This window comes from Nocardiopsis gilva YIM 90087 (genome assembly GCF_002263495.1).
Lineage (GTDB): Bacteria > Actinomycetota > Actinomycetes > Streptosporangiales > Streptosporangiaceae > Nocardiopsis_C > Nocardiopsis_C gilva.
This window is the reverse complement of sequence record NZ_CP022753.1, coordinates 4085029-4107362: the sequence shown is the minus strand read 5'-3', so window position 1 is coordinate 4107362 and position 22334 is coordinate 4085029. Positions and strand designations below refer to the sequence as shown.

Below are 22334 nucleotides of genomic sequence, written 5' to 3'. Positions count from 1 at the left end.
ACGAGGGGAACACGAGGGGGATGGCCGGCGACATGGCGGGCATGACGGATACGGCCTGCGCGGCGGGGCTGGAAGTGCTGCGCACCGGACCGCTGACCACGGTGCAGGACAGCGGTCGGATCGGGCACGCGTCACTCGGTATCGGCCGCTCGGGGGCGGCCGACGGCGTCTCCTACGCACTGGCCAACCGCCTGCTGGCCAACCCGCCCGGCGCGGCCGCCCTGGAGGTGACCCTCGGTGGTCTCGCCGTGCGCACGCGCGGCGCGGTCACCGTCGCGATCACCGGCGCCCCCGGGCCGATCACCGTCGACGGGCGCGGCGCCGCGATGCACGCCGCGATGAACACGGTGCTGCACCTGCCCGACGGTGCGCAGCTGCGCTTGGGCACGCCGACCCGCGGACTGCGCGCCTATGTGGCCGTGCGCGGCGGGATCGACGTTCCTCCGGTGCTCGGCTCGCGCAGCACCGACACGCTCGCCGGGCTCGGCCCCGACCTCCCCGCCCCCGGCGACGTCCTCCCCGTGGGCGCGCCACCGGCGGAGTTTCCGGTGCTCGACCACGCTCCGGTGCCCGCCGTCCCCGGCGACGAGATCGACCTGCGCGTCGCTCCCGGCCCGCGCGATGACTGGTTCCACCCCGGTGCGCTGGAGGCGCTCTTCGGCCACGCTTTCGAGGTGACTGGCCGCAGTGACCGGGTCGGCGCGCGGCTCGCCGGCCCTGAGCTGCGCCGGGCCAAGCACGAGGAGCTGCCCAGCGAGGGCATGGTGCCCGGTTCGCTGCAAATCCCACCTGCTGGGGACCCCGTTCTGTTCCTCGCCGACCACCCGGTCACCGGCGGGTATCCGGTCATCGCGGTGGTGGTCGCCGCCGATCTTCCGCGCGCGGCCCAGGCTCGTCCGGGCACGCGTCTGAGATTTCGGCCATGGCGCGCGCCCGGCGCTCGGCCGCGGTGAAGGTGGTGCCGGGTGGGAGGGATGGCCGGGGGTACCTCACCACTGAGGAACGCGGTTTCGGCTGGCCGAATCCGCGTCCGCTGCCGCCGACGTCTGGCCGGCACTCCCCATTGGCGGCACGACACCCCGACAGCCCGAAACCGCAGCGGCTCTTCGGACAGCGGACAGCACCGTCGACCCCGAGGGGATGACGATGGAGACGAATGACCGTATCGACGCGAACACGGAGCAGCCCCATGACCGCTGACGACTCCGACGCCGGCACCGGCGCCGGCCGCGGCCTCGGATCCGGCGCCTCCACACCTCCCGCTGAGCTGCGCCCAGAGCAGGCGAGGGCGCTGTTCCGCCGGGGCACGCGGATGACCACCTCCGGGTACTGCGCTGGATACGCCCAGGCCAACCTGATCGCCGTACCGCGCGACCTGGCCTACGAGGTCCTGCTCTTCACCCAGCGCAACGCCAAGGCTTGCCCGGTGCTCGACGTCACCGAACCGGGCGACACGCGCGCCTCGATCTTCGCCGGGGATCTGCGCACCGACCTGCCCGCCTACCGTGTCTACGCCAACGGCGTACTGGTCGCCGAGCCCGACGACGTCCGCGACGTCTGGCGCCGCGACCTGGTGTCGTTCCTCATCGGGTGCAGCTTCACCTTTGAGGTCCCGATGCTGAGGGCCGGGATCCCGCTCCGGCATCTGGAGACCGGCGGCAACGTCGCGATGTACCGCACCGACCGGCGGTGCCGCCCCGCTGGGCGCCTGCGCGGCCCCCTGGTGGTCTCGATGCGGCCGATCCCCGCCGACCGGGTCGCCGACGCCGTCCGTATCAGCTCCCGCTACCCGGCGGTGCACGGTGCGCCGGTACACGTGGGCGACCCGGCCGCCCTCGGTATCGCCGACCTCGACCGCCCCGACTTCGGCGAGCCCGTGGAGGTTCGCGCGGGCGAGATTCCCGTATTCTGGGCCTGCGGGGTCACCCCGCAGGCCGCCATCATGGCGTCGGCTCCGGAGTTCGCGATTTCGCACGCCCCGGGCCATATGGCGATCACCGACGCGCGCGACACCGACTACCAGGTGCCGTGAGGGCGAGGGAAAAGCACGGGCGATCGCGGCGGACCGGCCGACGCACCGCGGCTCGTAGGGCGTGGCGATGGTTATCCGGACAGTGTCCGGCGCATCAGCTCGGCGACCGGCGGGCGGGGCGGCCTCCCATCCGGATCGTTCCGGACCGCGGCCGAGGCGTGCGGAACGTGCTCCCAGCACACCTCGGCCCGGCGCCCGTCCAGGACCAGAGTGGCCAGCGCGTTCTGGTATTTCGGACCCTCCGCCAGCCGCCAGCTCAGCGGCGGTCGGCGGACCCCGGCGAGGCGCGACAGCACGGCCCCCACCCCACCCGCGAGGCGCAGTGTCGACAGCGAAGTGAGGCGGCGCATCAGCGGGGGCAGGCGGTTGCACGTCGGTGAGCACACGAGCTGGGTGATCCGTGTGGCCGACGGGCGTGCCGCACCGCTGCGGGGACGCGCCTGAGCGAGGTAGGAGAAGTGCACGTCCCCGCCGAGGAACAGCACGGTGGCCGGCGGGGCGCCGCGCTCGCCCGCCGCGATACCGAGCACCGTGTCCGCGAGGGCGTGGAACGAGCGCTGGAAGGCCGCCCAGTGCTCCAGGTCGACTTCGCGGCGGAGCCGCTCGCCGAAGCCGCGGAGCGCCCGCCCCCACCGTCCGGCGCACACGGCCTCGTTCCACGCCTCCAGATGGTGCACGGCGGTGGGCAGCAGGAAGGGCAGGGTGCTGGCCACGATGAGGTGATCGACATCGCCGGTCAGCTGTGCGTCGAGCCACGCGGCGTCCGTACGGTCGAGCATGGAACGGCGCGCGTCGTCGTCGACGTCGCGCCCGCAGCGCGTGTCCACCATGAGGACCCGGGTGCGTCCGATGTCGAACCGGTAGGACCAGCTGTAGGTCGTGGGCTCCTCATGCGCCCGCCAGGCGAACGCGTCGACGACCTCGGCGGCGTCCCGGTGCCCCGGCTCAGGCTCTCCGCCGCCGTCCCGCCCCGGGCCCGTCTCCGTCCGCACGTCGGCGAACACGGGGTCGGCGGCGCGTTGGTCGGGACGGAGATTGCCCAGGTGCTGGTAGATCCAGTAGGCGCCGAGCCCGGAGGTGATGCGCCGTGCCCACCAGGGGGTGCGGGCGATGTCGCGCCGCCAGGAGCCGGACGTGTTCCAGTCGTCCCGGATGTCGTGGTCGTCGAAGAGCATCAGGGTGGGGACGGTGGACAGCAGCCAGCGCAGATCGGGGTCGGACCACGCCTGCCGGTAGAGCTCGGCGTATTCGTCGAAGAAGACGACCTCGTCGTCGGGGGGACGGGTGGCGTGCGTGCGGTCCGAGCGGTCGGTGCGGACACGGGCGTCGGCGGGGTCGTCGGCCTCCGTGCCCTCCGGGCGGTCCGCACCCGCGCCGCGCCGGGCGGGGTCGGCAGCGGGGCTGGTGGCCGCCCCCACACCTCCCGCGCGGCTTGCCCGCAGGAACTCCCGCATTCGCGGCTGCAGCTCGTCGGCATAGACCTGGTCGCCGATGAGGAGCAGCACCGTCGGCTCGGCGCCCTCGCCCGCCCGGCGCCGCTCCGCGAGGCGCAGAGCGTAGGCACGGAGCATGTCCGGGCCGTAGCGCTCAACGGCGGCGGGGACGTGGTCGGTGGGTGTGTGGCAGGAGCCGAAAAGGATCCGGGTCGGCTCCGCGTGGTTCAAGGTGCGTACGAAACTCGGCGGGTGGGGCGCGTCCGGTTGTGGCCACACCACGGCGTCGTCGAGGCGCACCTCGTAGGAGAGCGTCGCACCGGGCGGGAGTCCGGACAGGTCGCACAGGGCGTAGTGGTGGCCGTGCACGGTGAACGTCCGCGCGTGCGCCGTGAAGGCGCCGGCATGCGCGACCTCGCCCACACTGGCGTCCTCCCGTGCGGAGACCGTCACCCGGCACGGTGCGTCGGTCTCCAGCCAGATGGTCGCCGTTGTGTCGGTCACGTTCCGAAGCATGGGACCGAGCCGCAACGCAGCGCCCACATCCACCCCTTGTGTCGTGCCTGCCGTACCGAACTGTGCCCGTCGTTGCGGGGGAACACGCCCGAATGATCGTCCGGGGACGGTTCCTGGCCCCGAGTATGGCGCGACCGGCGGGTGCGGGTGGACCCGGTCCGGGCGACACCGTGCGCGTGGTCATGGTTGCAAGTGGAGGCCGCGTGGGTAACCGTTGCCACATGCGGACAAAACTTCTCGACCTCCATACCGGAGGTTCGGAGAGCATCACCGACATCACCGGGGCGTGCCGCGACTTCGCCGCTGAGGCCGGGGGAGACGGCCTGTTGCACGTCTTCGTCCCGCATGCCACCGCCGGTGTGGCGCTCATCGAGCTGGGGGCCGGGTCCGACGACGACCTGCTGGCCGCGCTGGACGACCTGCTCCCCGCCGACGACCGGTGGAGGCACCGGCACGGTTCGCCGGGACACGGGCGTTCGCACGTCATGCCGGCGCTGATCACTCCCTACGCCACGATTCCTGTCATCGACGGGCGTGTGGAGCTGGGAACATGGCAATCGATCGCCATTGTGGACCTGAACGTGGACAACCCGAATCGGCACGTGCGGCTGTCGTTCTTGACGAGTGCGGCAGAGAGAGCAGGATGGTAGGTCAGACGGTAGGGAGCAGTGACGCGTTGACGGATCAGGCTCTCAGCGTGTGAACTTAACCAGCAACAGCGGGATCGACCCGGTAACGGGGCCGCGTACAGGGCCGAGCCCGTCCCAACGGATTGCGGGCCGGCAGGATGAATGAAGTGTGGAGGAGGACTTTCGTGAGCGCGACCGCGGGCCAGGCACAAAGTGAACGTGGCCTGGCCGATCGACTCGGGTTCAAGCCGGGTCAGGTGGTGCAGGAATTCGGGTTCGACGATGACGTCGACGAGCAGCTTCGCACGTCGATCGCCGAACGCACCGGTGAAGAGCTGGTCGATGAGGACTACGACGGCGTCGTCGATGCCGCCCTGCTGTGGTGGCGGAGCGACGAGGAGGACGACCTCACCGATGTTCTGGTCGATGTGCTCGGCGCGGTCGAAGGCGGGGGCATCATCCTGGTGCTGACCCCGAAGGCCGGGCGCGAGGGCCACGTGTCGCCGAGTGACGTCGCGGAGGCCGCGACCACGGCGGGCCTGTCGCAGACCAGTGCAGTGAGCGCCGGCTCGGACTGGGCGGGGACTCGACTCGTCACTCCCAAGATCCAGCGCTGAATCGATCCTGTCGTGCCCGGGGCGGCGGCCGGCGGCCGCCGCCCGCTCGGAGATGAGCCGCGCAGCGTACCGCCCGCCCGGTCAGGCGGGCGGTGCCAGTGCCGTGCCCGCAGACAGCGGGGCCGGACCACAGAAGTGGAGATGACCGAAATGTCCATCGAGGTCGGCCAGAGCGCGCCCGATTTCGAGCTGTCCGATCAGCACGGGCAGACCGTCCGGCTGTCGGATTTCACCGGCCGCAAGAACGTCCTGCTGGTGTTCTACCCGTTGGCGTTCTCCGGCGTGTGCCAGGGCGAGCTGCGCGAACTGCGGGACAACACCGCCGAGTTCTCGACCGACGACGTCCAAGTGCTCAGCGTCTCCGTCGACTCGATGTTCGCCCACCGCGCCTGGGCCGACGCCGAAGACCTCGAATACCCGCTGCTCTCGGACTTCTGGCCACACGGCGAGGTGGCCGACGCCTACGGCGTCTTCGACGAGACGCGCGGCGTCGCCCTACGCGGCACCTTCCTGATCGACACGGAGGGCGTCGTCCGCTGGAAGGTCGTCAATCCGATCTCCGAGTCCCGCAGCCTCGAGGACTACCGCAAGGCCCTCGCGGACCTCACCTGACCCCGGCCCGGCCTGCCCCAGCGCATCCGAACGCGCCCACATCCGGCCCTGCGTGGCGCGCCGAGCGCCCAGCCCGCCCTCCGCGACGGGCGCACCGCTGGCGCGGACCCGGTACTATTTCTTCCGTTGTCCGTCCCTCCGTGTGTGCGACGGAGGAGTGGACCAGCCACGTATCACCGGGGCGCGTAGCTCAGTTGGTCAGAGCCCCCGCCTTACAAGCGGGTGGTCGGAGGTTCGAGTCCTCTCGCGCCCACCCCACGTACCCCCGAGAATCGCCCCTTGACCTGCAGAGAGCGGTCAGGGGGCGGTGTTGTTCTCGGTGGGTGACGGTGGCGGGCGGTGGCTGTCAGCGAGGAACCGCGCCAAATACGCGCTGAAGGCTCAGCCTGCCTGGCGCGCGTCCTGGATCTGGCGCTTGGCGCGTTCCTCCTCGCCGACGATGCACTTGGCATAGATCTTCTTCAGCACGGCCACACTGTGCCCAGCCCAGCGTGTGCCGAGGGTTTCGGATACGCCCGCGTTGAGCCAGGTGGACACGCAGGTGTGCCGCAGCGAGCAGACCAGCCTGGCGAGCGGCGAATGGAACTCCTCGTCGGTCACCATCTCACCCGTTGCCGCGTGTCCACGGCCCTGAAGGCGCCGTCCATTTTGAAGGCGGTTGCTCTGCGGATCGCTCGCCGCGCGAGCATCCCCTGGAGGTCCACCCCCGCCTGGAGGGACCGCTACACCTGGTTTCCGGCCCTGCTCGTCATCCTGGATGGCGCCCCGGACGACGCCCTGCGCCGTCGCGTGGCCCACCTCGAGATGCGCACGCAGCAGCTCAGCCGTCACGACTCAGGCTTTCGGGTGGGCGTCACCACAATGCGGAGTCTGCAGGACAAAGGCCCGAGGGCAGAGATCTTCCAGGTGCTCCACGACGGCTATAACGGCCTGCTCGACGCCACGCTGGTCCACGAACCCCAACCCGAGCCCGCTCCTGAGCCGGAGCCCTCAGCCGAGCCAGCCCCGGAGCCTGTGCCCGAGATGGAACCCGATCCTGGGAACCGCTTGGCACCGCTGACCGGAGGCGGCGATGTCGGCCTGGATGAGGACTCCATGTCAGGCACCCCGAGCTGGACGTGGACTGGGACGACGAACTCCCGCCCTCCACGGCCCTCGCGATCGCCGTCCAGCTGGTGGAGGCCCGGTGGCCGTGGGGCGACGAAGGACCACCTGCGGCCAGGTTAAGCATCCGCTGGTCCGGTGGGTGGGGCGGTACAAGCACGAGCGGTTGCACTCCGCTCTGGGCCACTCGCCGCCAGTCGAGCGTGAGTGGAATCACCACCATCGATCAGCGGTCGCCAAAGCCGCGTGAAACAAGGAAAACCGGGTCAACAAAACCCGGTTCAGCTCAGATGCAGGGAGATATGAGGGTCTGGCCATCGGATGACTTTCATCGCTAGCGTGTCGGCGCCGCACGGTCGGTAACCGGACTATCACCGAAAAGGAGGGGTCCATGCAGCGCATCCTGCTCTACAACGCCAGTTGTGGCTTCTGCACGAGCGTGGCCGCAGGAGTCGAGGACGAAGCTGGCGGCTGGCTCACCGTGCGCGATATGGACGATCCCCAGATGCGTGAACTCACGAAGCGCGCCGCAGCAGGCTTTCGAGGCGAGGAGCCCCTTCTGCTGCTGGTTCGCGATGACCGGGTCACCGCCCTTCGTGGGATGTCGATGCGCCTGCACCTCCTCAAAGGGCTTGGGTCGAAGAGATCCTGGAATATCTGGAAGCGCATCGCCTCCTCCGCCGACTCAGCAGCAGGTGATTCTCGGGGCTTGACCCGGCGAGGTGTGCTCGGGCGGGCCGCCGCTGTGAGCGCGTCGGTTGCGGTGCTCGCAGGGGTGCGAACGGCCCCCGCGGCAGCCGCCTCCACGACGGATTCCGAGGACTGGCTGGCCCGACTCACACTCGGTGAAGCACGTGAGCTGACCGGTGAGGAGCTTCAGCAGACCTGGCGAAGCGCCCAGGGCTCGGCAAACCTCCGTGGCCTCATGGGTAGCGAGCTCCCCGACGGCCCGCTTTCCACCCAGGAAGCTCCCGGGGTGGCCCAGAGCGCGGAACTCAACGGCGTGACTCACCAGATCGCCGGAGGCGGCGAACTCACCGCACTGCTGCGACAGAGGGGCGATGAGTTCGCGGTGTTTTACGAGGCTCGCCAAGGACAGGACACGCGGCACCGCTCGATGATTCTGCAGCTCGACGAGGCCCACGACCGCCTCCATATCGTGGGCCGGGCCGAGCAAGATGAAGTTCTCGCCCCCACCAGCAACGTGACTCTGCGCAGCTCTTGCAGCAAGGCCAGCGATTGTCCCGGTGCCTGCTTCACCTGCCAATGCAGCGGCATCTCGTTGACATGCATGGCCCAGTGCTGCGGCTCCTGCTTGGCCGCCTGCGCCGGAGGCCCGCAGGCGTGCGTCGCTTGTGCCACCCTCTACTGCAGTCCCTGCATGTTCCTGAGCAAGTGCTGCAACGGCAAGGCGTGCTCGTATCGGCCCGCCTGCAATTAGACGTCCGCCATCAGGAAAGGGGCCATGTATGAATAGCCGCCTGAACCACGCACCGACCGCCGCCTCCGCCGGTGTTTCCACGGGGGCAGCGCTGGGGGGAGCCCTCCTTGCCGCCGTGGCCACGGCGGCACTGACCGTCTGGGCGTGGAACGCTCCACTGCCCGATCCCACGGCCCATCACGTCTTCCTCATCGTCTGGGCTCTGGGAGGGCTAACCCTGGCTGCTGAACTGTTTGCCCGAGGAGCCTCTCGCCTGCACACGCCGGTTCCCCGGGGCGTGCGCGTGCTCGTCCTGGGACTCCTGGCAGGGGCAGCGCTGGGCACCTTCCCGTGGAACGACGCGCAGGTGGTCTTCTGGTACCAGCTGTGGTGGGGAGGCCCTGTCGCCACCGCGCTCGCACTCACTCTGATCAGCAGGTCCGAGCGGTCGGCCTCGTCGGGGTGAAGGGCTGGCGTGTGGCGTTCACCAGGCTGGAATGAGGAGGCCAGGCCGTAGGCCGGATCGGTCTCGAACAGTCTGCTGGCGCTGTACCCGCCGTCTCGTCGACCGTTGGGAAGACGTATCCGTGTGCGTTCGGCCATGGCTCGCCACCGCTTGTCACTGCAGGCGTCCCTGAGTTTCATCACACCCTTGATGAGGGCGTCAACGGTGGTCACCTCCTCAGCTCGCCTACGGCGCCTTCCAAGCGCACGCCGACAGCCCCGACTTCGTCCGCGTGCTGTCACCCGGCCACATGGCCGCCTTACTGGACCGTTCCGGGACCGACTCGGCCCTCCGCGTCGCGGGGACCGGAGCGGCCCTGGTCGAACTGGCCCTGGGCCTCGGCGCGGTAGGGCTACTGCCCCCCGTGGTGGTGCTGGGCCTGGCCATACCGACGCACCTGGCCTTCCTCGCGGTCAGCCCGCGCAGGATCGTGCCCTTCTCCCTCGCGTCGGTCGGCCTCCTGCTGGTCGCGGTGCAGGCACCGCTGATCTCTCTGTTCGGCCCAATGGCGTGACCTGCCGACGCGAAGTTCCGGCTTGACTTTGACACGGCGTCGACGCCGAGCGCCGTGGTCGTGTCCCGGAAGTCCGGCCGCACACGTGAGGGTGAGGCGTGGTGGCCTGGCCGATCGCTGCGGTCAGTCGGACGTCGGGGGTGGCGTCGCGGAGGCTGCGGCACTATGACCGGATCGGCCTGGTGCCTCCCTGGCACGGGCCGTGGTGCCGCGGAGGACCAGGTGCGGGGGGATGACGATCTCCCGACGGCGGGCCGCTGGCGGGGTCCCCTCTGCTTCCCTGCTCTCCACGCGCAGGGCCGCGCGTTCCACGGCCTGGTCGGCGAGTCGCTGGGTGTCCTGGGCGACGGTGGTCAGGTCGACGTGGGACAGCCGGGCCAGATGACTGTCGTCGTAGCCGACCACCGAGATATCGGTCGGCACCCGGACACCCGCGCGGAGGAAGGCGTCGAGGACTCCGGTGGCGCAGCGGTCGTTGAATGCGAGGACCGCTGTGGGGTGGGGGTCGTCCGTGAGGAGGGTGCGGGCTCCGGCGGTGCCGTGATCTTCGGTCAGGCCGCCGGGAATGACCTGGACCTGGTCCGCCAGGCCGTGGTGGCGCATGGCGTCGCGGTAGCCGCGTCGGCGTTCGGCGGCTCCCGGTGCGCGGCCGCCGTCGATGTGGGCGATGGTGCGGTGGCCTAGTGCCACCAGGTGATCGACGGCCTGGCGGATGCCCTCGTCGTCGGCGGTTCGCACGACATCCACGGATGGGTCGCGCAGCCGTCGCGCGACCGAGACGACTGGGAGGCGGCCCACCAGGTCGGTGAGTCGGGCGGCGGGCGCCTGGGGGCCGAGCAGGATCAGTGCCTCGCAGCGGTCGGCGAGCAGCGCGTCGACGGCGCGCTGCTCGTTGCGGCTGGGGGCCACGGCGCTCAGCGCGATGTCGTATCCGGCGGATTCCGCCGCGGTGTAGATGCACTCGACGAGATTGGCATGGAACGGCTCCTGGAGGCCGAACTGCACGCCGAGCAGCCGGGAGCGGCTGCGGCGCAGCAGGCGTGCGCGGGCGTCGGGCCGGTAGCCGATCTCGCGTGCCGCCCGCAGTACGCGCTCACGCGTCTGCGCTCCGGCGCCCTTCGCGTCGCGCATGACGATGGAGACCAGAGCCGTGGACACGCCCGCGCGCTCGGCGACGTCGGCGAGTGTCGGCCGTTTCCCGCCGCGGCCTCCGGATTGCCGTGCCACGTGGCGCCTCCCCGTTCCCGCGCGGTTGTCGTTGCCCTCACCGATTGTCCCCGTCGCCTCCGACGGCTCAGACGGCGTTGTGTCCCGAAGGGGCCGGAGGCGCGGGAGCCGGGCTCCGGCTGCTGATTATAGAACGTTCTAGTTTTTCTCGCGCTCGGATCTTGACGTGACGGCCAGGGGAGTGGCGTACTTGAACTCGATACTAGAACGTTCTAGTTCACCCGGAGGAGTGGATCATGTATGACCTGGCGGTCTGCGCCGAGATGGTGTTCACGGAACAACCGATCGACGGGCGCGTCCGACGTATCCACGACCTCGGTTTCCAGGTCGAGATATGGGACTGGACCCGGCACGACATCGACGCGCTCGCCCGGACCGGCGCCCGGCTCTCATCGATGACCGGATACATCCGCGGCACCCTCACCGACGCCGACGGCGCTGCAGAGTTGGTACGCACCGCTGAGGAGTCGGTGCGTGTCGCCGAACGCCTCGGCTGCCCCCGGCTGAACCTGCACGGCACCGGCCTCGACCCCCAAGGCCTGCCGCTGCGGCCGGTCTCCACGACCACCGGCCCGATGTGGCTCGCCGCCCACCGCACCCTGACCCGCATCGCCGAGCTGGGCGAGCGCGCCGGGGTCACCTTCACCCTGGAGAACCTCAATACCGCCGTCGATCACCCCGGCGTCCCCTTCGCCCGCGCCGAGGACACGCTCGCCCTCGTCGCGGCCGTCGACAGCCCCGGGCTGCGGATGAACCTGGACCTCTACCACGCGCAGATCGGCGAGGGAAACCTCATCCAGCTGCTGCGCCGCGCCCACCACAGCGGCCTCATCGGCGAGATCCAGGTCGCCGACGTCCCCGGACGCCGGGAACCCGGCACCGGTGAGATCAACTACCCGGCGATCGCCCGCGCCCTCGCCGACCTGGGCTATGCGGGGGTCGTCGCGATGGAGGCCTGGCCCTCCGGCGACGACGTCCGCGCCCTGCAGCGGTTCCGCTCCGCCTTCGCGCCGCGACCGACAGGCTGACCTCGACCACTCAGGAGACGTTCATGACTGCTGCCACCGCGGAGGACCGCCTCGCCGTCGGCCTCATCGGCGCCGGTCGCATGGGGGCCTTCCACGCCGAAAGCCTCGCCCGCCGCATACCGGGAGCCCGGCTCGCCGCCATCGCCGACCCCGCCCCCGGCGCCGCCGGGCGGCTGGCCGATCGGCTGGGCGGCCCGAAGCCGCTGACCGACATCGGCGCGCTGTTGGCCGCCCCCGAGGTCGAGGCGGTCGTGATCGCCACCCCGGCACGGACCCACACTGACCTCGTCGTCGCGGCGGCGGAGGCGGGCAAAGCCGTCTACTGCGAGAAGCCGATGGCCCGCACCCTCGCCGAGGCCGACCGCGCCATCGACGCCGCGCGCCGCGCCGGCGTCCCCCTCCAGATCGGCTTCAACCGCCGCTACGACCGGGGCTTCCGCGCCGGCCACGACCTCATCGCCTCGGGCGGTATCGGAACCCCGCAGCTCATGCGCTCGCTCACCCGCGACCCGAAACTGGCCGACCCGGCCCGCGTCCCGCCGTGGACGATCTTCCGGGAGACCCTCATCCACGACTTCGACGCCCTCCGCTGGCTCAACCCGAAAGCCGCACCCGTCGAGGTGTTCGCGATGGCCGACGCCCTCGTCCGCCCCGACTTCAAAGAAGAAGGCCTCCTCGATACCGCCGTCGTCACCATCCGCTTCGACAACGGCGCGATGGCCACGGCCGAGGCCAACTTCCAGGCGGTCTACGGCTACGACGTGCGCGCCGAGGTCTTCGGGTCGGCCGGGATGATCACCCTGGGCGAGATCCGCCGGACGCACATGACCGCCTACGGCCCCGAGGGGGCCGCCGCCGCGTGCGTCACCTACGACCAGGACCTCTTCCATGACGCCTACGTCGCCGAACTAGCCGACTTCACCGACTGCGTCCGCACCGGCCGCACCCCCGCGACCACCGGCACGGACGCCAGGGCCGCCCTGACCATGGCGCTGGCCGCCATCCGGTCGGTCACGGCGGGCCGAGCCGTGCGGATCGATGAGGTGGCCTAGCGACGCGGGGCGGAATCGACGGTGGCCGCGGGTAGGTTCCCGGTATGTGCCGTAACATCCGCCGCCTGCACAACTACGACCCGTCCGCGACCGACGCCGAGATCCGCGACGCCGCGCTCCAGTACGTCCGCAAGATCAGCGGATCCACCCGGCCCTCCGCCGCCAACCAGGAGGCCTTCGACCGCGCGGTCGACGCCGTCGCGCTGGCCACCGCTGACCTGCTCGACTCCCTGGTGACGACCGCGCCGCCGCGCTCCCGCGAGGAGGACGCCGCCCGCGCACGCGAACGATCCCAACGCCGGTTCGAGACGCCCGCGTCCACCCTGCCCGGGCCGGAAACGGCCATCGGGCCGACGGGCGCGCAGGGGAGCACGGAGGCGGTCTAGGATCGCGATGTCGGCGGAGAGAATCCCGATCCCATCCGGCTGTTGAGCGGAGAAGGAGGACGCGGTTGTCCGGGGCGCAGCACAACGAAACGCGGGATGTCTCGGGCGCCGTCGCCCAGTCCGAGACCATGCGGGACTTCATCGTCAACATGCCGCCTCCTGAACCACCACCTGTCCCGCGACAGTTTCCGCCAACGGACCGCAGGTACACGAACCGCCTCACGGAACTACGCGGCGTGGACCGGGTAGTGGAGGACGTCGTCAGGCGCGGGCGAGGCGCGTGCTACCTGCTGATGGGTCCGGAGGGCATCGGAAAGACCGCGCTCATGGCCGAGATCGGGGCACGCAGCCGGGCCGAGTTCGACGAGTCCCTCCACCTCGACCTCGCCGAAGTCCGCGACCGCGAGGGCAACGCCGACTACGCCGAAGCGCTGCGCCGTCTCCTTGCCTCACTCCACGACCTCACAGCCAAGGGCATGACGGACGTGGACGCGCTGGGACGGCGGTTCCGGGACATCACCGGGGGTCGGCGCCTCCTGCTGTTCCTCGACGACGTCGCCGACCGCGAGGACGTCGCCATCTTCACGCCCGGCGAAGGCCCCCACCTGATGGTGGCCGCCTGCCGACCAGGTTTTGTAGGCGCGGCCGCGGAGCAGCGCGACGGTGCCGAGGTGATCGAACTCGGGAGACTCCGCGATCGCGACGGCCTGCGGCTGCTGCGCGAGTACTCCGCTGTCGACGCCCTGATGCGCGACCCGAACGAAGGCGACAGCGCCGAGCAGCTGGTCGACCTCTGCGGCGGCCTCCCCCTGGCCCTACGAATGGCGGCAACGCACCTCGACCGCCGCCCGGAACTCACCATCGGCTCCCTCGTCGACGCCGTGCGCGCACGCGTCTTCGCCGAGCCCGGAATCCCCTCGGCACAGGCGGTCATCGACCTCGGGCTGTCCGGGCTGAGCGCACGGGAAGCCGAGCTCATCGCCAAGGCCGCCGAGCACCCGGGCCGCTTCTTCCCCGCGGAACTCGGCACCGCGCTCATGGGCCCGGACGGTCCCGACCTCGTCGCCGGTCTGCTCGAGGCGGGCGTGCTGCGACCGACCGGCGCGTCCGGCTACAGCATCGCCGAGCTCGCGCGCCCGCAGGTACGCAACGGTCCGACGCGAGATCCGGACAGCGTCGCGGTCGATCGCGCCGTCATCCTGCGTTTCTTCACGGTCGGCCACGGGCTCGCGGACCTGTACGGCAACGGTGAGCGGTTCCGGCTCGCCGACGCGATGGACGTCGGCGAGTTCGCGGTCGCCCCGGCCGATTACCCGCAGCCGTTCACGACGCCCGTCGAGGCGGCCGACTGGCAGGACCGGAACCTCGGCCACACCCCCGGCCTGATGCGGTTGGCCGTGGACATCGACCGCCCCGACGCCGCGCTGCTGCTCGCCGACCACACCTGGCCCGCCTGCTACAACCGGCACCGGTTGGCCATCGGCACCGCCATCTTCGGCTACGCGGTCCGACTCGCGCGGGCCCTTGGCCACCTGCACGGGCTGGTCCGGTGCCTGACCTATTTGGCCCGCCTCCACCTCGAACTCGAGGACTGGGACCGTACCGCTGAACTGCTGAAGGAGGCCGAAGCCGCGGCGGACGCGTCGGGCGAACCGCTCAACCGCGCCGTCGTCCTCGAGGCACGCGGGCTGCTGTACGGGCACGAACGCAGCCCCGCCCCCGACGGGGAAGCGGCGCGCCAGGCGCTCGCGGCGTCGCGTGCGATCCACCGCGAGCGCGGCCGTCCGCGCGGCGACGTTCTGCAGACCTACCAGCTTGCCGAGGGGCACCGAAAGGACGGTGAGCTCGACCGCGCCCTGGACGAACTGCGTGACGCCGAGTCCCGGACCGACCGCCGTCTTGCCGAACTCGACCGCGCGGAGGACCCCCGGCGGTCCGAGTACCTCGTGCACGACTGGAAGCTCATCCAGGGCCGGGTGTGGCTCGCCCTCGCCCGCACTCTGGACGCTCAGGGCCGGGAGGCCGAGGCCGAACAGCGGGCGGAGGCGGCGCGCCGCGTGTTCTCCGACGCGGGACAGCCCATCAGGGAGGCGCGGGCGCTGCGCCTCCTCGCCGAGATCGCCGAACGGCGCGGGGACAGCGAGTGCTGCCGCGCCCTGCGCATCCGGACGCAGCGGCTGTACTCCCACTACCACGTGGACGATGAGGCCGCCGAGATCCACCGGCGGATTCCGCCCCCGTCTCCGCCGGGAGCGAGTGGCTGAGGTCGGCTCCGGCGGCTACCCCACGCCTACCCGTCGGCCCCAGAAAACGGAAATCGTCCGGGGGGGGGGGGACGTTTGCAGCCGCATCTCGGTATCGCCCACGGCGACCCGCACGCCGCGTCGCCACGGATGCCACGCCCAGCCGGTCCGGGCCCAGCCGGCCGCGGCCGCGGCCAGCACGGCGGCGTCGAGCGGCCCCGACCGCGAGCGGGCGCGGAATCCGCGCCCCTCCCGGTCGATCAGCAGGGCCTGCCCGTCACCCGTCGCGGCCGCGGCGAGGCGGGACTTCGGGTACTCCGCGAGCTTGGTTCCGAGCCATCGCACCGCCTCGTGCTCGGACAACGGGCGCCGTCGCGACCAGGCGTGGGCGGACTGCCAACGCGGCATGACCGTGTCCTCCGCGTCGACCACGAGCAGGCGGTCCGGGTCGGGTGCGGCGGGTGACGGCGCACCTGCCGGGAAGCGGCGGAGCAGGACATCGGTGGAGACGGCGGCATCGGCGTCCACGCCGCTGGCCGTGGCTCCGGTAGGGCGTCCCCTGCGGCCACCCGCGGGAGCGCTGAACTCCACCTGCCATGCCGTGACGTCCTCGCCCTTGACCTCGAGATCCGGGAGCGTCAGGTAGCGCGCCGCCGTTCGCGGCTCGGAAAGGTCGAGCAGCCCGTACAGCAGGGCCCGCATCCGCTCCGCCGATCCGCCGTGGTGCTCGATCAGCAGGTCGGCGACGGACGGGGGACGGCTCTGCGTCGCCCGGAGGACCTGCTCTTCCAGATCGGCGCCCGGATCGATCCGTCGGGCGCCGCGCCCGAACGTCAGCAGTGGCGAGGCCGGATCCAGCTCGGTGTCGCCGAACGCGGCCACGAGGACCGGACGCCCGATAGCGGCCGCGTAGAAGGTCACCGACCCGTGGTCGCCGATGACCACGTCGGCTGCGACGAGGGCGACCCGCCAGCCCTCGTACGGGGGAATGAGAACAAGCCCCGCCTCGATCTCGTCGGCGAACCACAGCTCCAGCATCGCCCGGCCGTGCCGGTACCAGACGTTGGGATGGGCGATCAAGCCGACGCGGTAGTGGTCGACGGGCAGCGCGGCGAGCAGCTCGCGGATGAGATCGCGCTCCGCTCCCAGCAGTGAGTCGCGATTCCAGGTCGACGACAGCACCACGAATCGCCGATCGGTTCCGTCGCCGGCTCCGGCCTCGAATCCGGCGCCTCCGGGACCGTCGCCTCCCCCGACGCCGAGGGCTGTCCGGTAGCGGTCGCGGCGCCCCGCATGCGCGAGCATCCGGTCGAAGGTCGGATCGCCCACGACGACGCCGTGCCGTGCCGCGGGCGGGCAGGTCCGGCTCAGGCGGGCGAGCTGCTCCGCATGCGACAGGGCGAGGCGGTCCGCAACGACCCGGCCGTCGTGCAGGAGCTGCGACGGGTCGAGTCCCGACGCGGAGGTGAGCGACCCGGGTGCCTCCCCGACGCGCCGGTTGTGGCCGACCCCGTGCGGCATCAGCACCAGTGGGGGATCCAGCTCGTGCAGGGGTCCCTTGGGGCTCGCGGCGAGTGCGAGGGCGAATCGCCCCTGATCGGTGAGGACCTGCTGCCACGACTCGACCCGGATGACCCCTGCCCCGTGGAGGAGTCCCCGGACGCCCGGCTCCGAGACCGAGCCCGGGTCCACGACGAAGGTCACCTGGATTCGGTCGTCCCCGCCGAAGAGTCCGATGACGTCGAGGAGCCGGTTGGTCGAGGGGACGCTGCGGGCGATGGCCAGGACCTCGCGCTCGGTGGCGATCGTCCCCCAAGGGTCGTCTTCTCTGTCCACCAGGAGCGTTGGTCTTTCTAGTTCTGCCGACGTGCACGTCCTGCGGTGGACGGACGCGACGCCGGATCGCGAGGGCAGTGGTGGTCGTGGCGGCAGTCGAGGTGACAGGTGGTCGTATCAGCCGACCAGGATAGAGGATCGGTGCGGCCAGGGCCGGTGCTGCTCGTGCGGGGGCGCGCTCGCCGGGGGCGCGTCCGGCGGGCCGTGCGGGTGGCCTCGTCGCTCGAGTCGACGCGTTTCGCCACTCTGGGTGATAGCTCGGGTGTACCGTGCTACCTGGCGGGCGATCGCGCGGAGGCGGGGGTGCTCTTGTGCGAGCCGTCGAGTGCGGGGCCTGGGCGAGGGAACGCTGAGCAGGAAGAGTGAGGAGAGCGAGGGGGACGACGGCGAACGCAGCGGCGCGGACACCGGCGGCGCGCGGACGGTGTTCCCGGAGGCGTGGCATCCGCTCGACGTCGATCGCACCAGCGGCCTGACCTATGCGCCCGGCGACGTGTGGAGCGCGTCGGCCGTACTCGAGGTCGACCTGGGGGCATCCTGCTGACGGTAGATGGGCGCGTCAACGGCGGCTGCGACGGCCTTGCCCTGGCGCGCACGTTCCGCACCCTGTTCGTTCGGCTCTGATCGGCCGTTCCGCCCAGGAGTCGATGTCATGTTCGCTTGTCGTGGCGCCGCGCTGCCCGGCGGTGGTTCCCGTGGGGTCCGCATTCGGTGACCCCTGTCGAAATCTACATTGTAAAGAAGGGGGTTTCGATCAAGACGACACGGGCTACTCCACGTCGGTCCGATAGCGGGGACGCAGTGCCCGTGCACGCAAAGCGGCAAGCGCGGTGATCTCGCCGCCTTCGGTCAGCACCGGCGGCTCGTCCGCCAGGCAGTCGTCGTCGAGCATGCCCAACGCCCACATCCGGTACCGGAAGCGGTGGGTCTCCCTCCGGATCGGCCCGCCGAGGTCACCCCCGTCGCGGAACGCCCAGCCCTCCTCCGCGAGCATCGAGGTGAGCCGCCGCGTCAGCTCGTCGGCGGTGCGCGGCGTGGAGGTGAGCAGAACCAGAAGAGCCGCCTCCCGCACGGCGACACCGAAGTCGGGCTCGCCGTCCTCGCGACCGATGACAGCGGCGGTGGCGGTCCGCCAGAACACGTCCTGGTCCTCCAGCATGCGGACGCCCGTCTTGGTGAGGACGAGGGAGGTGCCGGCACGGCGGATCGCGCGCATCTCGCGCTGTGCGAGCGTGCGCAGCGTGTGCAGAGGGAGGACATCGAGTTCCCGGTTGAGCGGGCCGGTGAGCCACTCGCGCCAGCCGAACAGGTCGACGGCCTCGGAGACGAGCGTCGGGGCGATGTAGTGCCGTGCGGTGAGCGGCAGCCGGTCGCGGCTGTGCCCCAGCAGCCAACCGAGCGCGCGCAGCACCCCGTCCGGGGCCGGATCGGGGGCCTTGCAGGGCATGGCCAGCAGCCGCGGAGCCAGTTCCCCCGCGAGGGTGGAGCGCTCCCCGTGGCGCTCCACGACCCACGTCTCCAACCTCTCGGAGTGGATGCGCTCCAGCCAGCAGGCGCCATCGAGTTCGGGCCGCTCCTGGGTGAGCCAACGTGTGAGCAACGCCTCGCGCGCCTTCTTCCACCCGCGCCCGCCCACCCGCAGCTCGCCCGACGCCAGGGCCAGATCCAGCGCCGCCGCGCAGTCACCGAACGCCGCGTTCTCCTCGGGGCCCATCAGCGTCCCCCAGGTGTGCAGCGGGGTGGCGGTGGGCACCGAGCCACTCCTGGTGGTGGCCTCGGTGTACGCGGCCACCCCGGCGTCGTGGCCCTCCTCCTCATAGATCCGCAGGATCTGCTCGGTGAGCTTGGACTCGCAGACCGCCGCGTAGCGTTCCAGGCCGTTCAGGTTGAGCAGGCGACCGAGCGCATGGGCCACCTGCACACGTTTCTCCGTGCTGATCATCCATTTGACCGGCAGGGCGTACCAGAGGAAGTCCTGCATGCGCAGCAGATCGATGCCCTCCAGGCCACCGCTGGACAGCCAGCCCATGGCGGCGGCCGCGTCTTCGGCGTGCTCGGGATTCTCCCGGCGCAGTACCGTCAGCGCCTCTCGTTCGCTCAGCATGGCGCCAGTCTGCCGTGTCGTGTGCGTCGAAGTACACCAGCAGGTGGAGGTGTTCGCGGTTCTGTCGAAGTGGTGCCAGCGCCCCGCACGTGGGGGAGGGGTGCGGATGGCGGCCGCGGCCCGATCATGTGGACAAAGGATGGCCAGGGGAGCGGGTAGTGTGACGAGCGTGACAGGATCCGATGGCCCGGGCGTGGTGCACACCAGTGCGGAGGAGAAGTCCTAAGGGGGTGCCAGCACCCCCTGACAAGGGCGTGCCCGAGCCATGGCGGCTGTCCCGTCGTGCTCCGTAGGTTGGTGGTGTTGGTTCCGGCGGCGCGCTCGGGCGCACACGGTGCCGATCTCCGTATTGCCTGGGAGGGAGCACGTGCCATCGACGCGGTGACCGGTCGGCCGACTCCGCTCGCATCGCAACGTACGACCCCGCGGGTTCCTATGACCGCGTCATAGGGCCTGCTGGCTGACCCCACCCGCCCACCCCCACGACCCAGCGTTTCGCACCAGGCGCTGCCCCCCATCTTTCTGTGTCTCCCAGTTCGCGACCGTGCCGGACGCGGGAGCCCCCTTGCCGAGGAGGAACGACCTTGCCCGCCACCGGAGTGAACAGCAGCCCGATCGAGCCCGATGCCCGGACACGACGCCGCTCACCGTCGGGACGGGGGAGCGACTTCGCCCGACTGTCGCAGCGCGTCGGCGCCGCCGGCCTGCTCGATCGCGCGCCCTTCCACTACTACGCCCTGCGGCTGAGCAGCATCGGCCTTCTCTTCGCCGCGGGCTGGGCGGCCGTGTTCGTCCTCGGCGACTCCTGGTGGCAGATGCTGGCGGCGGTCTTCCTCGCCGCCATGTTCGGCCAGGTCGCACTGGTCGCCCACGACCTGGCCCACCGCCAGGTGTTCCGCACCCGCGTCCCCAGTGAGGTGTGCGGCCGCCTCGTCGGCAACCTCGGCATCGGCATGAGCTACGGGTGGTGGCAGGACAAGCACACCCGGCACCACGCCAACCCGAACCACGAGGACCTCGACCCCGACGTCAACCCCGACGTCCTCGTCTGGTCCACCGACCAGGCCGGCGAAGCCAAGGGCCTGCCCCGCTTTATCGGCCGCTTCCAGGCCTTCCTCTTCTACCCGCTGCTCACTCTGGAGGGCCTGAACCTGCACGCGCAGAGCGTGCGGGCCCTGTTCCAGCCCTACATGAAGCAGCGCTGGCTGGAGGGCGCCCTCCTCTTCGGTCACTTCGCGATCTACCTGGCCATCGTGTTCTCCGTGATGTCGCCCGGCAAGGCCGTCCTGTTCATCGCGATCAACCAGGCCCTGTTCGGCGTCTACCTCGGCAACGTCTTCGCCCCCAACCACAAGGGCATGCCCACCCTGAAGAAGGGCGAGAAGCTCGACTTCCTCCGCAAGCAGGTACTGACCTCGCGCAACGTCAGGGGCGGCTGGCTCATCGACAACGCCATGGGCGGCCTCAACTACCAGATCGAGCACCACCTGTTCCCGAACATGCCCACCCCGCACCTGCGCCGCGCGCAGCCGATCGTGCGGGAGTACTGCGCCGAGATCGGGATCCCGTATCACGAGACCGGGTTCATCCGCTCGCACGTCGAGGCCATGCGCCACCTGCACAGCGTCGGTACGCCGATCCGCGATGCGGCCCAGGCGGCCTGATTCGTCGCAACCGGCGCCCCTGGTGGCCGGAACCGGCCGCGCGATCTGAGTACCCGTACTCAGGCGGCCCCGCCCGTGTGCGCGGTGAGATGGAGATCGCGAGGGTAGGTGTCCAGCGACAGCCGTAAGCGGTCCGTGCCCGATCACCGGGCGCGGACCGCTGCGGCGTTCGAGAATGAGGACGGCGAAGATGACCAGTGATGCGCGGGCCCGTGACTCCGAGGCGCGGGAGGAGGTCCTGCGCCGGCTGGTGGCCGAGGGCGTGATCTCGGCCGAGCAGGCGGCCGCGGTGGGAGCGGCGCTCCGTCGTGCCGGGGTGGGAGGCGGAGGTGGTCGGACGCTCGTCCGCTGGGCCGAGATCGCCGGGTACGCCGGTGGCGGCCTGGTGCTGACCGGTGTTTTCGCGCTCCTTGCCACGGCCTGGCAGGACTTGGACGGCACGATGCGTGTGCTGCTGCTCGTCGCCATTGCCGTGGTCGCCGCGGTTTCCGGGCTGGTCATGTCCGGTGGCCCGAGCGTGGCGCTCGGACCGGACTCGCTGGCCGGGCGGCTTCGGGGGCTCTCGGCGGGTCCGGCGGTTCCCACTGTGCGCCGCCGCGTCACCGGCGTGCTGTTCTCCTTGGCCGCGGTGACCACGGCGGGCGCCATGAGCGTCGGGCTCGAGGACGCGGAGGGGCTGGAGTGGGTCGCCCCGCTGGTCGGGTTGGGGGTCGCCCTCTCCGGATACGCGGTGCTGCCCTCTGCCGCGGTGCTGGTGGTCAGCTGGTGGATGAGCGGGGCGCTCGTCCTAGTGACGTTCAACGCGCTCTTGACGGAGACCACCGACGTCACGCTTGCCACAGGGCTGACTTTGGTCGTGTTGGGTGCGGCATGGGCCGCTCTGTCCGCATGGGGAGCGTTGGTCGAACGCAGGCTCGGCATCGGCCTGGGAGTGGGGATGAGCCTCTTCGGCGCGCAGTTCCTGCTCGCCCAGGAGGACACGTCGATGCTGGGCTACGTGCTGACGCTGGCTACGGCGGCGCTGTGCCTTGGCTTCTACTGGTGGGAACGGGCGGCGGTGCTGCTCGTGTTCGGGATCCTCGGGATCACCGTGGGCGTGACGGAGGTCGTCTGGGACCTCACCGGTGGAGCGATCGGCGCGGCGCCGATCCTGCTGACGGCCGGGGTCGTCCTCCTCGCCGCCTGCTGGGTCGGCATCAAGCTGCACAGGGGCGGTGCCGCGGTACCCCCGCGGGAACCTGGGCCGGCCGAGGCCGCGCCAGCGGACACCGGTCCGGCACCCGAGGGGCCGACGCCGAACGGTCCGGCGCCGACAGCCGGGACCGACCGGCCCGTGTGAGGTCGCCCGCGGCCGCGAGGCGGTCCAGCGTCTGGCGAGCTCGTCCGGGCCGATGCCGTGCCGGGCGGTGGGC

General features: G+C 71.0%; 21 protein-coding genes, 1 tRNA gene and 1 pseudogene. 18 read left to right on the top strand and 5 right to left on the bottom strand.

The annotated features are described in order from the left end of the window. Window positions 1–20 precede the first annotated feature (20 nt). Entirely contained in the window at window positions 21–953 is a 933-nt protein-coding gene (locus CDO52_RS18560) for a 5-oxoprolinase subunit C family protein (RefSeq protein ID WP_198345757.1), read from the top strand. A gap of 359 nt (window positions 954–1312) precedes the next feature. After that, window positions 1313–2032, top strand: a complete 720-nt coding sequence (locus tag CDO52_RS18555; protein WP_232524517.1) for a putative hydro-lyase — start codon at window positions 1313–1315, stop codon at window positions 2030–2032. A 71-nt stretch (window positions 2033–2103) separates the two neighbouring features. Here the strand turns inward: CDO52_RS18555 and CDO52_RS18550 are convergent, their stop codons facing one another. Next, window positions 2104–4008, bottom strand: coding sequence for a DUF7800 domain-containing protein (locus CDO52_RS18550; RefSeq protein ID WP_094932853.1), 1905 nt, complete (start codon window positions 4006–4008; stop codon window positions 2104–2106). 194 nt (window positions 4009–4202) lie between these two features. Between CDO52_RS18550 and CDO52_RS18545 the strand changes: the two genes are divergently transcribed. The 4 genes from CDO52_RS18545 to CDO52_RS18530 all read left to right on the top strand — a co-directional run bounded on the left by CDO52_RS18545 (window position 4203) and on the right by CDO52_RS18530 (window position 6092). Then, window positions 4203–4631 carry a YjbQ family protein gene (locus tag CDO52_RS18545; RefSeq protein WP_017618133.1) on the top strand — a complete coding sequence of 143 codons (429 nt, stop codon included), beginning with the start codon at window positions 4203–4205 and terminating at the stop codon, window positions 4629–4631. 164 nt (window positions 4632–4795) lie between these two features. Beyond that, window positions 4796–5227 (top strand): DUF3052 domain-containing protein, encoded by a 432-nt coding sequence (locus tag CDO52_RS18540; RefSeq protein WP_017618134.1) that lies wholly within the window; start codon window positions 4796–4798, stop codon window positions 5225–5227. Window positions 5228–5377: 150 nt separating this feature from the next. Next, entirely contained in the window at window positions 5378–5839 is a 462-nt protein-coding gene (locus CDO52_RS18535; protein WP_017618135.1) for a peroxiredoxin, read from the top strand. 179 nt (window positions 5840–6018) lie between these two features. Further along, window positions 6019–6092, top strand: a tRNA-Val gene (locus CDO52_RS18530). 128 nt (window positions 6093–6220) lie between these two features. On the opposite strand, the gene CDO52_RS18525 is transcribed toward CDO52_RS18530, so the two are convergent. Beyond that, entirely contained in the window at window positions 6221–6442 is a 222-nt protein-coding gene (locus CDO52_RS18525; protein ID WP_017618136.1) for a site-specific integrase, read from the bottom strand. A gap of 15 nt (window positions 6443–6457) precedes the next feature. On the opposite strand from CDO52_RS18525, the gene CDO52_RS18520 reads away from it, so the two are divergent. From CDO52_RS18520 to CDO52_RS28845, 5 genes are all read left to right on the top strand, one after another. Continuing rightward, window positions 6458–7066, top strand: coding sequence for a hypothetical protein (locus CDO52_RS18520; RefSeq protein WP_026125695.1), 609 nt, complete (start codon window positions 6458–6460; stop codon window positions 7064–7066). Window positions 7067–7334: 268 nt separating this feature from the next. After that, window positions 7335–8384: a hypothetical protein gene (locus CDO52_RS18515; RefSeq protein ID WP_017618137.1), complete on the top strand. Its 1050-nt coding sequence runs from the start codon at window positions 7335–7337 to the stop codon at window positions 8382–8384. 28 nt (window positions 8385–8412) lie between these two features. After that, window positions 8413–8829 carry a hypothetical protein gene (locus CDO52_RS18510; protein ID WP_232524246.1) on the top strand — a complete coding sequence of 139 codons (417 nt, stop codon included), beginning with the start codon at window positions 8413–8415 and terminating at the stop codon, window positions 8827–8829. 289 nt (window positions 8830–9118) lie between these two features. Continuing rightward, window positions 9119–9382: a hypothetical protein gene (locus CDO52_RS18505; RefSeq protein ID WP_152471570.1), complete on the top strand. Its 264-nt coding sequence runs from the start codon at window positions 9119–9121 to the stop codon at window positions 9380–9382. Window positions 9383–9480: 98 nt separating this feature from the next. Beyond that, on the top strand, window positions 9481–9618 hold the full coding sequence (locus CDO52_RS28845; protein WP_332459725.1) for a MerR family DNA-binding transcriptional regulator: 138 nt from the start codon (window positions 9481–9483) through the stop codon (window positions 9616–9618). Here the strand turns inward: CDO52_RS28845 and CDO52_RS18500 are convergent. Then, a pseudogene (locus CDO52_RS18500) lies at window positions 9596–10609 on the bottom strand (LacI family DNA-binding transcriptional regulator); the annotation flags it as partial. The gene CDO52_RS28845 and the pseudogene CDO52_RS18500 sit on opposite strands and share 23 nt — an antisense overlap. A 236-nt stretch (window positions 10610–10845) precedes the next feature. Between CDO52_RS18500 and CDO52_RS18495 the strand changes: the two are divergent. The 4 genes from CDO52_RS18495 (at window position 10846) to CDO52_RS18480 (ending at window position 15339) form a co-directional block, all read left to right on the top strand. Beyond that, a complete protein-coding gene (locus tag CDO52_RS18495; protein ID WP_017618141.1) occupies window positions 10846–11637 on the top strand; it encodes a TIM barrel protein in 792 nt (263 codons plus the stop codon). Window positions 11638–11660: 23 nt separating this feature from the next. Continuing rightward, window positions 11661–12689: a Gfo/Idh/MocA family oxidoreductase gene (locus tag CDO52_RS18490; RefSeq protein WP_094932573.1), complete on the top strand. Its 1029-nt coding sequence runs from the start codon at window positions 11661–11663 to the stop codon at window positions 12687–12689. A gap of 44 nt (window positions 12690–12733) precedes the next feature. Next, window positions 12734–13075: a DUF2277 domain-containing protein gene (locus tag CDO52_RS18485; RefSeq protein WP_017618143.1), complete on the top strand. Its 342-nt coding sequence runs from the start codon at window positions 12734–12736 to the stop codon at window positions 13073–13075. Window positions 13076–13140: 65 nt separating this feature from the next. Next, window positions 13141–15339 carry an NB-ARC domain-containing protein gene (locus CDO52_RS18480; protein WP_094932572.1) on the top strand — a complete coding sequence of 733 codons (2199 nt, stop codon included), beginning with the start codon at window positions 13141–13143 and terminating at the stop codon, window positions 15337–15339. 15 nt (window positions 15340–15354) lie between these two features. Here CDO52_RS18480 and CDO52_RS18475 read toward each other — a convergent pair whose 3' ends face one another. Next, window positions 15355–17154: a hypothetical protein gene (locus tag CDO52_RS18475; RefSeq protein WP_094932571.1), complete on the bottom strand. Its 1800-nt coding sequence runs from the start codon at window positions 17152–17154 to the stop codon at window positions 15355–15357. Window positions 17155–17479: 325 nt separating this feature from the next. Here CDO52_RS18475 and CDO52_RS18470 point away from each other — a divergent pair, with 325 nt between their 5' ends. Beyond that, the gene (locus CDO52_RS18470) at window positions 17480–17698 is read left to right on the top strand and encodes a hypothetical protein (protein ID WP_017618146.1); all 219 of its coding nucleotides are present in this window, start codon (window positions 17480–17482) and stop codon (window positions 17696–17698) included. A gap of 225 nt (window positions 17699–17923) precedes the next feature. Here the strand turns inward: CDO52_RS18470 and CDO52_RS18465 are convergent, their stop codons facing one another. Continuing rightward, entirely contained in the window at window positions 17924–19258 is a 1335-nt protein-coding gene (locus tag CDO52_RS18465) for a hypothetical protein (protein ID WP_094932570.1), read from the bottom strand. A gap of 599 nt (window positions 19259–19857) precedes the next feature. Between CDO52_RS18465 and CDO52_RS18460 the strand changes: the two genes are divergently transcribed. Both CDO52_RS18460 and CDO52_RS18455 read left to right on the top strand, forming a co-directional pair. Continuing rightward, window positions 19858–20922, top strand: a complete 1065-nt coding sequence (locus tag CDO52_RS18460) for a fatty acid desaturase family protein (protein WP_017618149.1) — start codon at window positions 19858–19860, stop codon at window positions 20920–20922. Between the two features lie 190 nt (window positions 20923–21112). Then, window positions 21113–22261 carry a DUF2157 domain-containing protein gene (locus CDO52_RS18455; RefSeq protein ID WP_017618150.1) on the top strand — a complete coding sequence of 383 codons (1149 nt, stop codon included), beginning with the start codon at window positions 21113–21115 and terminating at the stop codon, window positions 22259–22261. The last annotated feature ends 73 nt before the right edge of the window (window positions 22262–22334 follow it).

Excerpts from the sequence above, each read along its gene's own strand:
- CDO52_RS18560 (WP_198345757.1), top strand. The coding sequence starts at position 21 with ATGGCCGGCGACATGGCGGGCATGACGGATACGGCCTGCGCGGCGGGG.
- CDO52_RS18545 (WP_017618133.1), top strand. The coding sequence starts at position 4,203 with ATGCGGACAAAACTTCTCGACCTCCATACCGGAGGTTCGGAGAGCATC.
- CDO52_RS18455 (WP_017618150.1), top strand. The coding sequence starts at position 21,113 with ATGACCAGTGATGCGCGGGCCCGTGACTCCGAGGCGCGGGAGGAGGTC.
- CDO52_RS18515 (WP_017618137.1), top strand. The coding sequence starts at position 7,335 with ATGCAGCGCATCCTGCTCTACAACGCCAGTTGTGGCTTCTGCACGAGC.
- CDO52_RS18510 (WP_232524246.1), top strand. The coding sequence starts at position 8,413 with ATGAATAGCCGCCTGAACCACGCACCGACCGCCGCCTCCGCCGGTGTT.
- CDO52_RS18505 (WP_152471570.1), top strand. The coding sequence starts at position 9,119 with ATGGCCGCCTTACTGGACCGTTCCGGGACCGACTCGGCCCTCCGCGTC.
- CDO52_RS18490 (WP_094932573.1), top strand. The coding sequence starts at position 11,661 with ATGACTGCTGCCACCGCGGAGGACCGCCTCGCCGTCGGCCTCATCGGC.
- CDO52_RS18495 (WP_017618141.1), top strand. The coding sequence starts at position 10,846 with ATGTATGACCTGGCGGTCTGCGCCGAGATGGTGTTCACGGAACAACCG.
- CDO52_RS18525 (WP_017618136.1), bottom strand. The coding sequence starts at position 6,442 with ATGGTGACCGACGAGGAGTTCCATTCGCCGCTCGCCAGGCTGGTCTGC.
- CDO52_RS18555 (WP_232524517.1), top strand. The coding sequence starts at position 1,313 with ATGACCACCTCCGGGTACTGCGCTGGATACGCCCAGGCCAACCTGATC.
- CDO52_RS18535 (WP_017618135.1), top strand. The coding sequence starts at position 5,378 with ATGTCCATCGAGGTCGGCCAGAGCGCGCCCGATTTCGAGCTGTCCGAT.
- CDO52_RS18465 (WP_094932570.1), bottom strand. The coding sequence starts at position 19,258 with ATGCTGAGCGAACGAGAGGCGCTGACGGTACTGCGCCGGGAGAATCCC.
- CDO52_RS18485 (WP_017618143.1), top strand. The coding sequence starts at position 12,734 with ATGTGCCGTAACATCCGCCGCCTGCACAACTACGACCCGTCCGCGACC.